The organism is Flavobacteriales bacterium, assembly GCA_016716605.1.
Lineage (GTDB): Bacteria > Bacteroidota > Bacteroidia > Flavobacteriales_F > PHOS-HE28 > PHOS-HE28.
In genome coordinates this window covers 680,907-694,900 of record JADJWA010000001.1, presented here as the reverse complement: position 1 = coordinate 694,900, position 13,994 = coordinate 680,907, and the positions used below count along the sequence as shown (strand labels likewise).

Genomic DNA, 13,994 nt, shown 5'->3' with positions numbered 1-13,994 from the left:
TCCATCATGAAAGCCCTTGTCATCGCACTTGCAGTTCTGGCCCATGCGCCCCTGCTACGGGCGCAAAACGATCTCGGCAAAGCCGACGATACCGCCCGCATCGCACTTTACGCCCATGTACCGAGCAATTCCGACGGCATTCCCGCCGGTGCTCGTGAGAACCTGACGAACAAGCTGAATCAGATTGCGACGGCCAACGGCCTCGGTGGCGGAGCCGCGAACCAGCCCTTCATCATCACCGCCCATGTCGTGGTGGTCGATAAGGTGATTCAGCCAGGGGCGCCGTCGATGACCGTGCTGAACCTTGATCTCTCGCTCTATGTGGGCGATGGCATTGAAGGCACCTTGTTCTCCTCGGCCACCAAGAGCATCAAGGGCGTGGGCGAGAATGAGACGAAGGCATACATCAATGCCCTGAAGAACATCCAAGTGAAGGATCCCGCTTTCGCTGAGATGCTCGAGGCGGGCAAGCGGAAGATCATCGAGTACTACAACGCCAATTGCGACTTCATCATCCAGAAGGCCATGGCGCTCTCTGGCCAAGAGAAATTCGATGAATCGCTGAGCGTGCTGGCTCGAGTGCCTACGGTTTGCGCCAAGTGCCACGAGTTCGCAAGTGAAGCCGCAGTCAGCGTGTATAAGGCTAAACAGGACCGCGATTGCCGCGTGAGCATGGCCAAGGCCAAGGCCGAAATGACCGCAGAGAACTACCGAAGCGCTGCCATGGCATTGGCAACCGGCATCACGCCAGGAGCCTTGTGCTACGACGAAGCCAGCAAGCTCATGGCCGACATCGAGAAAAAGGCAGAGGCCAGGAACAAGCGCGACTGGGATTTCGCCATGAAGGCTTACGACGACGCTGTGGACATCCGCAAGCAAGAGGTGGCCGCTTGGCGCGCAGTAGGCGTTGCCTACGGGGAGAATCAGCAGCCCAGCACCAATTTGTATCGTGTGAACGGCTGGTGGTAAGCTGCCGTTTCCAAAAGAAAAGGCCGGGTCGCCCCCGGCCTTTTCTTTTGGTCATACAACCGTTGCAGGAGTTCCCGCCCGCTCGCACCTTCGTGCCCCTTTTTCCCATGCCCCATGCCTGCCCTTGCCCCCCTGCGCCCCGGCGACACCATCGCCATCGTGCCCACCGCACGCGCCATCGTCCCTGAGGAATTGCGTGAAGGCATTCGCCTCGCCGAGAGTTGGGGCCTGCGCGTGAAGCTCGGCTCGTGCATCGGCAAGAAGCACTACCAGCAAGCAGGCACGGCAAGGCAGCGCGCGGCCGATTTGCAAGCGGCATTCGAGGATCCGAAGGTGAAAGCGGTGTGGTGCGCGCGCGGCGGCTACGGCACCGTTCATCTGCTCGATCACTTGGAGCCGGAAGTGATCACCACCAATCCGAAATGGGTGGTGGGCTTCAGCGATGTCACCGTGCTGCACAACACCTTGCACACGCTGGGCGTGCCATCATTGCACGCGCAGATGCCCTTCAACATCGACTCGAAGACCGTGGACGCGAAGGAGTCGTTGCGGCGCGCGTTGTTCGGCGAGCACCTCGACATCAGCATGCGGCATCCGGAGCAAGCACCGCCATCGCGGATCGGGGAAGGCGAGGGCGTGCTGGTGGGCGGCAACCTCTCACTGCTCTATGCGCTGCGCGGAACACCATTCGACATCGACCCAACGGGCAAGATCCTCTTCCTCGAAGACATCGATGAATTGCTGTATCACGTTGATCGCATGGTGATGAACCTGAAGCTCAGCGGCTGGTTCAACAACCTCGCGGGCCTGATCGTGGGCGGCATGACAGACATGCGCGACAAGGACCCCAAGGACCCCTTCGGCAAGACCGCCGAGCAGATCATCGCCGATGCCGTGGGCGACGCGCCCTTTCCCGTATGCTACGGCTTCCCCGCAGGCCACATCGCCGACAATCGCGCGTTGGTCATGGGTCAAACGGCGAAGCTCTCCGTTTCCGCTACCGGCGCAACGCTGAGCTTCGGCGCAACGCTGTCCGGATCTTAGGCAACCGCGTTTATCGTTGGCCCGAAAACGAAGCGGGCCGACCCGAGGCCGACCCGCTGAATGCGTTGTGGTCTATGGCGCTAGTTCCGTTCGAACTTGTTGTAGCCGGCGGGGATCTCGAACAAGGTGCTCTTCTGCGGTCCCTTCGTCACCTTGCTCACCTCCAGGCGGCTCACCTCGGCGCCATCGAGTTTCTGCTCGATGCCCAGCATGGGGAACACGCCTTTGGCATCCTTGATCTCGAGGAAGTAGAGCGCTGTTTCATCCTTGCGGTTCAGCGTTTCCAGCAGCGGACGGAAGAAATTGAACTCATCGGCCGCCACCCAGTAGGTGATCTGGCGGTCGTCCTTCGGGTTCTTCACCACCCATTTCTCGCACTTGTAGTTGTTGAAGTCGCGCACATCGCTCGTCTTCTGGATCTGCACTTGCACCTCCTTGGGCAGGCGGGTGTTGGGCACATCCATGTACAATTTGCGCTCGGGGCTCAGGGCCGTCACGGTCTTATCGCGGGTGTCCACCAGCATGATGCCCTGCACTTCGCCGCGCGAGCTCACCTCTTCGATCCGGATGAAATCGCCCTTCACGAAGTACTTGTAGCCCGTGACCACAGGTCCGGTGGTCTTCGTGAATTCGATGATGCCCTCGAAGGCCTGGGCGCTGAGGCCCGTGCTCAACAGGGTGAGGGCAAGAGCGGGCAGGAAATGGCTGAAGCGTCGCATGGTCAGTAGGTTGGGCGGCAGATGAGTGGTTGCGCCGGTTTCGATGGAAAGCCCGATTCGGGCAGGGTTCGCCAATTTTAGGGCCTTCAACGGGGGCTTGGGTTCATGGTTACGCCCCCTTCTTTCCACAGATGGCCGAGCACAACCGTACCGGCGCCGAGGGCGAGCAAGCTGCATGCCGCCACCTTGAAGACAAGGGCTTCGAGGTGCTGGAGCGCAATTGGAAGCACGGCAAACTCGAGGTGGACATCGTGGCCCGGCACGAGCGCTTCATCGTGTTCGTGGAGGTGAAGACCCGCAGCAGCAACCAGCACGGCGAGCCCGAGGAGGCGGTGAAGAAGGGCAAGCGCTCCAAGCTGATCAAAGCAGCCAATGCCTACATACAGCTCACCGGTACCGACCTTGCGGCCCGCTTCGACATCGTGAGCGTGATCATGCACCCCTCGGGGAAGCCCTACATCCATCACATCCCCGACGCGTTCTACCCCACCATCCATGACAAGCCGTTCTAATCCCGGCCGCGGCCGCCAGCGCAGCAGCAAGCCTTCGCCCAAGTCCAAAACCGACGAGCGCCCTGCCGCACGCACCGATGGCAGCCCGCATTCCAAACGCTTCGGCAAGAGGCCGCCCAAAGCCGTGCGCGAAGGCGGAAGCACCGAACGCCCGAAACGCACCGACGACCGTCGGAATGACACGGAGCGGAGGGAACCACGCGGCGAACGCAGCGCTCCGCGCACACGCTCAACCGGCCGCGACGATCGCCCTGCAACGCGGCGCGGCGACAGCGAAGGCGGTGAGCGCAGGCCGCCCTACAAGAAGTCGTGGCCCAGTAAGGGAGGCTCGCAAGAGCGCTTCGGCGGCTACCGCGGAAGGTCCAAGCCCGAACCCCGCGGCGAAGACGATGGCCGCATCCGCCTGAACCGCTACCTGAGCATGAGCGGAGTGGCCAGCCGCCGCGATGCTGACGACCTGATCAAGGCCGGTGTGGTCACCGTGAATGGCGTGGTGGTAACTGAGCTGGGCACCAAGGTGGGCCCCGGCGATAAAGTGGTGTACGGCGGGCAGCGCCTCAGCCGCGAGAAGAAACGCTACGTGCTGCTGAACAAACCCAAGGACTTCATTACCACCACCGACGATCCGCGCGACCGCCGCACCGTGATGGCCTTGGTGGAACAGGCCTGCGACGAGCGCATCTACCCCGTGGGCCGCTTGGACCGCCATACCACCGGCCTTCTGCTGCTCACCAACGATGGCGACCTGGCCAAGAAGCTCACCCACCCAAGCCACGGCGCCGAGAAGATCTACCACGTCACCCTCGACAAGAACGTCACCCACGCGCACCTGCAGCAACTCGTCTCAGGCGTGCAGCTCGACGATGGTCCTGCCTCCGCCGATGAGGCCAGCTACGTGGACGCCGCAGGCAAGCGCGAGGTGGGCATCAAGTTGCACATGGGCCGCAACCGCGTGGTGCGCCGCATGTTCGAGGCCCTGGGCTACGAAGTGCTCAAGCTCGACCGCGTGATCTTCGCCGGTCTCACCAAGAAGGACCTCCCGCGCGGCAAGTGGCGGCACCTGAGCGAGAAGGAAGTGCTGTTCCTGACGAAGAGGAAGTAGGGGGGGGAATCATGCCTCGTGTACTGAGCGCATTTGGGAAGTAGATTCGTGCATGCGACTGAGAAGCACCAATGCGCGAGTATTGGACTAAAGCTCCCATGAATATTGAAGCTATGAGGCAAGCGAAAATACAAGTGAAATGACCCTTGCCGAGTTGCAGCGGGAGTTCGGACTCAAGGACGATGTGGTCAGGTTCTGCAATCATGCGCACCTGACGGACCTATCGAGCATTCAAGCACATGAAGCGGCGCACCTTGGCTTTCTGTCGCTACCGGGTTGCGAGTTGAGTTTTGAGGATGCGCTGGTCAATATGCTCACTGTTATTCGCATGCGTGATGAATTAGAACTGAACATTGTTACGCCAATCAAACAGGGAGCGATTGCGGCATCGCCAGATTCAACTGCCGGTGTTTCCCCAACTCATCAAACGGCCTCTCAAGAGCCAATTGGTGGCGACCCAAGCATAATTCAGTTGTATTCGAATGGCATGATTTCAGCGCGCGCTTATAATGTCTGCAAGACCGCAGATTTACTCAGGGTATCTCTGATACGAAAGTTCGCTATTCAGCATGGGGGATTCAGTAAGTTGAGGAACTGCGGAAAGAAGACAGCCATAGAGCTGACTGACCTTCTAGTGAAGCATGGAGCTGAGGCCCAACCGAAGAGAACCGAGGGAGGCCCTCATGGTTACAACAGCTCTGAACTGAGCACACAGAAGGTTTTCGCGGCACACTTTCTAAAGCTCAGCACACGCGGCCGCAACCAACTCATCAAGCACGCAGGCTCAACCGAACCGGAAGAGATCATTCGATTCCTAAGTGAGCAAGGAGTGGGTATGCCGCGACTATCGGGTTGTGGCAGCATGACGATGCTGGAACTCCAAGAAATGAGGAGCTGTTTGTTCGATGACCTTGCGAATGGTGTGAAGTATCACCGAGACCGTGAAGCGACTATGTCGCCGCAACAACTTTGGATGGAGCGCCACCGGGTGAGTCCGGATCTCTTTAAGGTCTTATTCCTTCCAAAAGGTAGGCTCGGCCTTCTCGCATTCTTGGACAAATATCTAAGGCAGACTATCCGGATGCGCAATGCTGTGGTTTTCGAGGCGCTATTGAAGGAGGCCGATGGCTGCACTTCTCGGGTGGAATTCGCGAAGCGTTTAGGCTTGACGCCTGAGCGGGTAAGGCAGAGTGCTGTTCAGCTTGAGAGGGAGTTATCGCGCATCCTTCTGTGCGTTGCGGACCTGCCTGGATGTCGGGATCATTACTCCGAGCTTGTCACATCGGAGTCTTGGTTCATACTTAGACAGTCGGTGATGGTGGACCTAAATGTGAAGGAAGGAACCAATTGGTCGGCATTGCTATTCTGCCACTTGGTAGAGCAGCTCAACGTTGGAAAGTTTGTCGTTGTGAAGTGGTCCAAACTCTTCCGTGCGCTAAACCAAAGAAGGAACAACGACCGCAGTATTGTTCTCCTTGTAGAGCAGCATTTAGTCGGGTATCTCATCAAGGCAACCCACCACCTTGAAGAGTTATTGAGCGAGAAACGAAAAGAGGTTGTGCGACAGCCGTTGATTTCATTGGAAGGAGTAATCGAATCGGGACAGGCGGCCGTGATGCAGGACCTACTTGAGCGAATTATCATCCATTGCTTACCGCAAGTGCGGCTTGAGGGCAACGCGCTGATACTCGCACCCAATGTTGAAGAGGGTCGGGGTGACAAGCTCGAACGCGTGCTCTCCGTATTGAATGAGCCAAGCCACATTACAGTAGTTCATTCCACTTGGAATAGACTCTTCTCGGATGACCCAATCACGGAGGATGGAATCCGCAGCCTGGTAGTAAGGGGAAAGGAACGGTTCTTCTCAATTGGTAGGTCTAGCACCTACGGATTGCGCAGCTGGGAGCGCGAACGCCAAGACTTGAAAGGCGGCTCTATTAGAAATATCGTGATTGAGTGCCTGACGCATTCAAAGGTGCCAATGCACCTTGAGGACCTTGCCGAAACCATTCGCTACTTCAGACCTGAGACTAATGTGAAAAGTGTGCGTCAAAATTTGAAACTTGATTCCTCTGGACGATTTGTCTTCTTCCCAGGTGGGTTTGTTGGCTTGGCTGGGACCCAATACCCTAATGTGCCGACTATACTAGCGCAAGTGCCGGGAAGCCTGATGCGAACCAGCGTGCTTCGGAAGTTCATTGGGCGACAGCGCAATGACTTAGTTGCTTATATCAAGCGCTGTTGCGAGGCCCCTGAGCACCGCATTGAACACGTCCTTGTCAAAGCGCAGCAAACGGGACGGTTGCAGTTGAATGAGAATGGGCGCATCATGGGTGTTCAAAACTGAGGCCTAAGGCAGAAAATGCCGGGGGTTACGACTCCCCCAACCCCCTCACACCCCACACGCCCCTGTGAACGAACAGCACGCCTCTTGCCGTTAGGGCCTATGGTGCGCCGGTAGCTTGCGCACTTTCCCCATGATCCGCACCCTCCGTCGTGTTGCGCTCACCTTGGCAGTGGGGCTGGTGGTGGGCTTCACCGCGCTGGTGGTCATTGCCACGGTGTACGAGGAAGAGGTGAAGGCCAAGCTCATCGGCGCCCTCAACGAGCGGCTGCTGGTGCCCGTGAAGGTGGCCGACATCGAGCTCACCCTGATCAAGCGTTTCCCGAAGGCCAGCATCCGCATGCGGCAGGTGCAGGTTGATGAGCTGCGCACCGACGGCCAGCCCGCCGACACCCTGCTCGCCGCGCAGGACCTCTACCTCGAATTCAACCTCTGGGACCTCTTCGCCGGCGACTACGCCGTGCAGCGGATCCACGGGCAGGACGTGCGGCTCTACCCCGGCCTCGATGCCAACGGCGCGGAGAACTACCTCATCTGGCGCACCGATACCTCGGCCACGGAGTCGTCGCCCATCGACCTGCGCGCCGTGAGCTTCGATGGCCTGGCCCTCCGCTTCCGCGATGCGCGCAATGGCCTGGAGGTGCTCGCGCAGAGCGATGCCTTGGAACTGGGCGGACGCTTCGGCACCACCAACGAGGCGCGGCTCAATGGCGATGTGCGCCTGCTGGGCATCACGCGCAGCGGCAAGCAGCTGATCGACGAGCGCGATGCGCACCTGGCCTTGAAGATGAGTTTCGGCGATGGCGCCTTCCGCATCACCGAGGGCGATGTGCAACTGGGCAAGGTGCCTTTGCAGGTCACGCTGGCGGTGCTGCCCACGCCCAAAGGCAAGGAGATTGATCTGCGCGCCAACGGTCTCGGCCTCGATCTGGGGCGAACAGTGGCGCAACTGCCCGGCGGGGTGCGCGATGAGTTGACGCGCTTCAGCGTGAATGGTGAAGTGGACCTCGCGGTGAAGTACGCGGGATCGCTGGAAGGCGACGGACCACCGCTGTCGATCGGTGCGCAAGTGCGGCAAGGACGCATGAAGGAGCGCAAGAGCGGCACCGCCTTCACCGACATCTACGGCGAGCTTTCGTTGGAAGTGGCATCCGATGGCGGCATCCGCAAGCTGAAGGTGAATGAGCTGCGGGCCAAGAGCGGGAGCGGATCCCTGCGCGCCGATTGGAGCTCAACCGGCCTAAAGAACGCGCCGGTGAAAGCCGACATCCGCTGCGACATGCCGCTGGCCGAATTGCTGCGTTTCGCCGGTGTGGATACGATGGAGCAGGCCGTGGGCCGCTTCACCGCCGACATCAAGGTGGATGGAACACTCCGCGACATGAGCGATCTGCGGCCGAGCGATCTCCGCGCCGTGAAAGTAAGCGGCCACGTGTCGCTAAGCGATGCCACGCTGAAAGTGAAAGGCGTGCGCCACAAGGTGGAGCACCTCACCGCCGAGATGGGGGTCCACGGCAACGATGCCACCGTGCGCGGCTTGAAGGCCGTGGTGCAAGGCAGTCCCATCGAGCTGAGCGGCACCTTGCGCAACCTGGTGCCCTTCGTGCTCTTCGGCAACGAGCGTTTGGTGATCGAAGCCAAGGGCCGAAGCGAGCGACTCGATCTCGCGGCGCTGTTGCAGAGCGATGCACCCAAATCCGGCAGCAGCGATTACGCCGTGGTGCTGCCCGCCACCATCGAGCTCGACCTGCGCGCGCAAGTGGATGAGCTGGTCTTCGAGGAATTCCGCGCCACGGGGATCAACGGCACCATCCGCCTCAAGGACCGCGTTCTGCGCGCATCGCCGGTCACCTTCAGCACGGCCGACGGTGCTGTGCTCGGCAGTTTGGAGTTGGACGCCAGAGGCGGTGAGCGTGCCGCGTTCTATCCGCTCGCCATCGATGCGCAGGTGAAGGACATCAACGTGCGAGAGCTCTTCCGCGAGTTCCAGGATTTCGGGCAGGAGTTCATCGGCCACAAGCACTTGAGCGGAACGGCACGCGCCAGCATCGCCTTCCGCGCGCCGCTCTCGCCCAGCATGAAGCTCGATCGCGACCGTATCGCCTGCACCATCGACATCGCGGTGGACAACGGCGCCATCAAGGAGCAGGCGCAGTTGCTGGCCATTGCCGATTACCTGCGGAAGAACAAGCTCGTTTCGCCCTTTGTGGACACCGATGAGCTGCGCAAGCGATTGACCGAGATCCGCTTCGCCAAGCTCGAGAACCGCATCGAGATCCGCGACGGCGCCGTGCATGTGCCGATGATGGATGTGCGCAGCAACGCCCTCGACATCGAACTGGCCGGCACGCATTGGTTCGACGACCGCATCGACCACCGCATCAACTTCCGCCTCAGCGACCTCTTCCGCATAGGCAAACTGAACGACGTGAAGTCCCGCGATTCAGCGGGACCCACCAAGGATGAGTTCGGCCCCATCGCCGACGACGGCACCGGCATGCGCATCTTCCTCCGCATGCGCGGAACGGCCAAGCAGCCCATCTTCGAGAACGATGGTGCCATGGCCGCCAACAAGCGCCGCCAGCAATTCCAGCAAGAGAAACAAGAGCTTCGCGCCATCCTCCGTGAGGACATCCTGGGCAAGAAGCCAGAAGGCCAACTTGCGCAGAAGCAGCCCGAGAACATCCAAGGGCGCGTCACCATCGAGCCGGATAGCACTGCAGCTCCAGCGCTCGTTCAAGAGAAGCCGCGCAAGGGCATCGACCGCCTCTTCAGGGACGACAAGAAAGAGAAGGACGAAGGCGGAAGGGTGACGGTGGAAGAGTGAGCTACTCCTTCACCCAGCGGGCGGTGAAGCGGCTGCCGTCGCTTGCGGTCACATGCACGAGATAGAGACCGACGGGCAAGCCATCAGCACCAAACCATGATTGCGCATCGGTGAGTGATTGCTCGCGAAGCAAGCGGCCTTGAGCATCGTGAATCTGCGCCTTCGCACCGGTAATCGGGTTGGCCATGCGCAGGTTGAAGCCATTTGTTCCGGGGTTCGGGAAGATGGCGAAGCCGGCTTGCGTTGCTTCGGGCACCGAGACGAATTGCTCCGGACCGATTCGCGCCACCCAGGACTTTGGCATCGGCGTATCGTCGTTGTAATCGTACACGCTGCCCACCACATACACGGCGCCATCGGGGCTGGCCACCACGCTGCTGAGGAAGTGGTAGCGGTTGATGGCGTCGCCATTGAATACATACTCGCCCAGGACGTTCATCGCGGTGTCCATCTTCAGCACGTGGATGTTGCTGGTCTCCGTGGAGTATGGCCAAGGGCTGCTCTGCCATGCGAAATCGGCATAAGCGAAGGCGAAGGTGCTCTCATCGAAAGCGCTCATGCCCCTCATGATGCCCGGTCGCATGGTGATGGCTGGGTTGATGGCATTATAGAACCTCCGTATGGCCAGCAACTCGCCTTCTGGGGTGAGCCGCTGAACCGCCACTGGATTCCAGGGGTCAGGCTGCATCAATCGGTTGTAGGTTCCGCATAGGAGCAGGTTCCCAGATGCGAGGACAAGAGCTGAAAGATTGTCCTCGAAGGTCGCATTGGTATTGAAGGCACCCGGTTCTATAACGGGGACTGGAAAGCAATCCACCGTGTCAAGCTCGGGACTCAGGATCACCATGGCGTCATTCGATGGGGAGCAGTTCAGATTGGCAGGCGGGAAGAGGGCCACGATAGACCCGCTGGCTAGTGGCGCCATGGCATGCACGCGCCCGGTGCCGACCTGTTCATTCAGGAGCACCGAATCGCAGGCACCAACGCCTGGGCAATGGCGCACGGCCCTGAAAGTGAACTCCAGGGTCCAGAAATCCTGGTAATGGTAATAACCATAGACCAGAGACCCATCCGGATCGATGAAGCCCAAACCATCGCCGCCTTCGTGAAAACGTGGGCCATGCGGAAACGCAATCGCCTGTCCGTCGGAGACCTCTGCCACGAAGCACTTCACCTCATTGTCGGCTAAAGAGGAGTCCACGAATGCCCCTGAGGCGAAGTAACGGTTGCTCCCATCACGTGCATAGAGGTGCATGCCAATGGCCAGTTCTCCATCCGCCTGAATAGGAATGGAATCGATGATCGAACCAGATGCAGTGATTCGCACGATGTGGGATTGCCATGGCCAGAATGGCGATGAATAGGTGTTCGTTAAGACAGCCACGCCTTCATCATACATGGAGCAGCCATCGAACGCCGCCGATGGCAGCTGATCGCCATTCGCGACCAGCTGCCATTGGCAGAGAATGGGCGAAGCGCTGAAGCAAAGCAGCGCCAAGCAAAGTGCGCGCATGACTTAGCTTCCTGAGCCGGACTGAATAATCCCGTAGGTGAACCACCAGCGGTGTAGCCTGTGAATCGTGGGAGGGCTGCCACCCGTGCTCGACCAACTATGTGCCTCTGAATTGCTAGAGAGGAATCGCTTCGTTGGGCAGTGCAGGTTCCTGATGGCCATCACGGCGCTCCAGGTGCCGGTGGTGGCATTGCCGGTCCAGAACTGCATGGAAGCCGTCGGCAGGCAATTGGGTTCCGTGGGCGTGCTGTTGCTACGGGCGTAGAAGGTCTTGGTGTCGCGGTGGCCATCGCCCAGGGGTGCTGGACCGGCCAACAGGGGCGCCAAGTAGGAGTACCTCTTCAGGGCCGTGTTCGTGGTCTGGTCCCTAACCGTCCAGGTTTCAACGTCGGTGAGGAACTCTCCGGGTTGCAGGCCATAGAGATTGGCTGCATTCATGCGGTACTCAATCTCCTTGTTCGCGCATCGCCTGTTCGGGTCAAGATTGCCGGTGCAATCGCACGGATTACTGTAACCCACAGGATTGCCCCACCAGTGCGAGACCGTGTAGGTGGTGTTGGGCGGATTGTTCACCTTCTCGTATCCGCTCCCGATTTGGTAGTTCACGAGCAACTCACTCGCTCCGGCTTCCGGCTCCACCACGTCAACGAGCACCACGTGCTGCTCTTCGGTGGTGAGCGGCGTTAGGGCATCCAAGGCTGTGTTGAATGCGGCGTAAACGCTTGCTGCGGTGCTTTGCCCGTTGGCCATTGGCAAAGGCACGTTCAGGCTTCCCACGGCTAGCTCGTTGTACGCTTTGCTGTAATCACCAGCGGCATAGTTCAAGCCTGCTTCAATGTCCCACACGGCATCTGCCACGCTGAAGCCCTCGCCATCCTTGGGAGTGCCTTGCCTTGCTTCTGCTGCGTTGCGGATGAAAGCCTTGATGCGGGCGCCCACGTTGTTCTGCGCGGGTGAGGGAGCCGTTGGCTCAACCTCCTTCTGGCAAGCGCCCAGGAATGCCGCGCTGAGTGCTGTAGCGGCCATGAGCGGAATCAGGCGCCTACGCGCCCAAGCGGTTCTGCGGTTCTGCGGTTCTGCGGTTCTCATGGTAGTTGGGGTTTTAGGTGGGTTGAAGGTATAAGCACGAACGGGCAGTTTATTCCGATGGTGGATAACTATTCGTTCATCGTCATAGTTGAGCCGGATAGCACTGCTGCTCCTGCGCTCGTTCAAGAGAAGCCGCGTAAAGGCATCGACCGCCTCTTCAAGGACGACAAGAAGGAGAAGGACGAAGGCGGAAGGGTGACGGTGGAGGAGTGAGGGCGCGCCAACGGCGACTCTCCTCAACCCCCAACAGGCCGCGATGGGTGCGCCGGGCCAACCCCCAACACCGCAACCTTCCCGCATTCCCCCGACCTTTCACCCCGTGGACCTCTACTCACGCAAGCAACGCTGGAAACTGGTGCTGGCCGCCGTGGCCATGCTGCTGGTTGGCGCGTCGTTGTGGTACAGCAGCCGCATCGTCGATGACATCCGTGCCGAGGAGCGGCGAAAGGTGAAGCTCTGGGCCGAGGCTGTGCAGAACCGCGCCGAGCTGGTGAACTACACCGAGCGCTTGTTCGATCGGCTGCGCGAAGAGGAACGCAAGAAGGTGCAGCTCTTCGCCGATGCCATGCAGCGCTTGGGCCGCGCCGACGACACGGACTTCTCCTTTTACCTGCGCGTGGTGCAGGACAACACCACTGTGCCGGTTGTGATCGTGGATGCCAAGCGCGAAGTGAAGTTCCACCGCAACCTCGACAGCACCGTGGTGAACCATCCTGAGCGGTTGCGCGTGCTGGTGGACAGCATGGCAGCGCAGCGTCCTGCCATCGAGATCGCTGTGCATGGCAACCAGAAGCAATACCTCTACTATACCGATAGCAAGGTCTTCACCGAGCTGCAGGAAGTGATGGATGGCATCATCAGCTCCTTCATCTCCGAGACCGTGATGAGCACCGCCGCCGTGCCCGTGATCTACACAGACAGCACGCGCTCACGGATCCTCGAGACCGCCAACATCGAAGAGGAGATCCTCGCGGACACCACTGCTCTGCGCGCGCAACTCGCGGCCATGGAGAAGGCCAACGCGCCCATCGCCATCGACCTGCCGGGCAAAGGCCGCAATTACATCTACTACGAGGAGAGCCTCGTGATCAAGCAGCTGCGCTACTTCCCCTACGTGCAGCTCGCCATCCTCGCGCTCTTCTTGCTGGTGGCCTACGCGCTCTTCAGCGTGTTCCGCAATGCCGAGCAGAATCAGGTGTGGGTGGGCATGGCCAAGGAGACCGCCCACCAATTGGGCACGCCGCTCAGCTCGCTCATGGCCTGGGTCGAATTACTGAAGGACCAAGGCGTGGATCCCTCATCCGTGAATGAGATGCGCAAGGATGTTGATCGTTTGGAAGTGATCACCGAGCGTTTCTCGAAGATCGGATCAGCGCCCGACCTCGCGCCGGAGAAGCTCTACCACACGCTGCGCGCCACGGTGCTCTACCTGCGTCCGCGCCTGCCCAGCCGCGCGCGCATCGAAGTGAGCACGCCCGCCGACACCGAATTGCAAGTGCCCTTGAATCGTCCGCTTTTCAGCTGGGTGCTGGAGAACCTGATCCGCAACGCCGTGGATGCCATGGAAGGCGAAGGGGCCATCACCATCGAGATCATCCCCGAAGATGATCACGTGCATGTGGATGTGACCGACACTGGCAAGGGCATTCCGGCCGCGCAGCACAAGACCGTCTTTCAACCTGGCTTCACCACAAAGAAGCGCGGCTGGGGCTTAGGGCTTTCGCTCACTAAGCGCATCATCGAGCAATACCACGGCGGCCGGATCTTCGTGAAGAAGAGCGCGCCGGGGAAAGGGACGACGTTCAGGATTAGCTTGAAGAGTTGAAGGGCGATTCAAGATTCAAAACACAAGTTACAAGACTTAAGCGAGTCAAC

At 59.8% G+C, this 13,994-nt stretch carries 11 protein-coding genes; 8 read left to right on the top strand and 3 right to left on the bottom strand.

Features of this window, described 5'->3' with window-relative positions; genetic code table 11:
- Positions 1–6 precede the first annotated feature (6 nt).
- Complete coding sequence (locus tag IPM12_02730) at positions 7–969, top strand: hypothetical protein (protein ID MBK9146719.1); 963 nt, start codon at positions 7–9, stop codon at positions 967–969.
- 114 nt (positions 970–1,083) lie between these two features.
- Entirely contained in the window at positions 1,084–2,013 is a 930-nt protein-coding gene (locus IPM12_02725; protein ID MBK9146718.1) for an LD-carboxypeptidase, read from the top strand.
- An 80-nt stretch (positions 2,014–2,093) separates the two neighbouring features.
- Here the strand turns inward: IPM12_02725 and IPM12_02720 are convergent, their stop codons facing one another.
- Positions 2,094–2,732, bottom strand: coding sequence for a DUF4412 domain-containing protein (locus IPM12_02720; GenBank protein MBK9146717.1), 639 nt, complete (start codon positions 2,730–2,732; stop codon positions 2,094–2,096).
- Between the two features lie 131 nt (positions 2,733–2,863).
- On the opposite strand from IPM12_02720, the gene IPM12_02715 reads away from it, so the two are divergent.
- From IPM12_02715 to IPM12_02700, 4 genes are all read left to right on the top strand, one after another.
- Positions 2,864–3,244, top strand: a complete 381-nt coding sequence (locus IPM12_02715) for a YraN family protein (GenBank protein ID MBK9146716.1) — start codon at positions 2,864–2,866, stop codon at positions 3,242–3,244.
- Positions 3,228–4,346, top strand: coding sequence for a pseudouridine synthase (locus IPM12_02710; protein MBK9146715.1), 1,119 nt, complete (start codon positions 3,228–3,230; stop codon positions 4,344–4,346). The genes IPM12_02715 and IPM12_02710 overlap by 17 nt, the downstream gene beginning before the upstream one ends.
- Before the next feature lie 139 nt (positions 4,347–4,485).
- Positions 4,486–6,693, top strand: coding sequence for a hypothetical protein (locus tag IPM12_02705; GenBank protein MBK9146714.1), 2,208 nt, complete (start codon positions 4,486–4,488; stop codon positions 6,691–6,693).
- A 130-nt stretch (positions 6,694–6,823) separates the two neighbouring features.
- Positions 6,824–9,517: a hypothetical protein gene (locus IPM12_02700; protein ID MBK9146713.1), complete on the top strand. Its 2,694-nt coding sequence runs from the start codon at positions 6,824–6,826 to the stop codon at positions 9,515–9,517.
- 1 nt (position 9,518) lies between these two features.
- Here the strand turns inward: IPM12_02700 and IPM12_02695 are convergent, their stop codons facing one another.
- Entirely contained in the window at positions 9,519–11,030 is a 1,512-nt protein-coding gene (locus IPM12_02695) for a T9SS type A sorting domain-containing protein (GenBank protein ID MBK9146712.1), read from the bottom strand.
- Positions 11,031–11,033: 3 nt separating this feature from the next.
- Positions 11,034–12,056, bottom strand: a complete 1,023-nt coding sequence (locus IPM12_02690; GenBank protein ID MBK9146711.1) for a hypothetical protein — start codon at positions 12,054–12,056, stop codon at positions 11,034–11,036.
- Positions 12,057–12,176: 120 nt separating this feature from the next.
- On the opposite strand from IPM12_02690, the gene IPM12_02685 reads away from it, so the two are divergent.
- Positions 12,177–12,332, top strand: coding sequence for a hypothetical protein (locus IPM12_02685; GenBank protein MBK9146710.1), 156 nt, complete (start codon positions 12,177–12,179; stop codon positions 12,330–12,332).
- A gap of 106 nt (positions 12,333–12,438) precedes the next feature.
- Positions 12,439–13,944, top strand: a complete 1,506-nt coding sequence (locus IPM12_02680; GenBank protein ID MBK9146709.1) for a HAMP domain-containing histidine kinase — start codon at positions 12,439–12,441, stop codon at positions 13,942–13,944.
- Positions 13,945–13,994 lie beyond the last annotated feature (50 nt).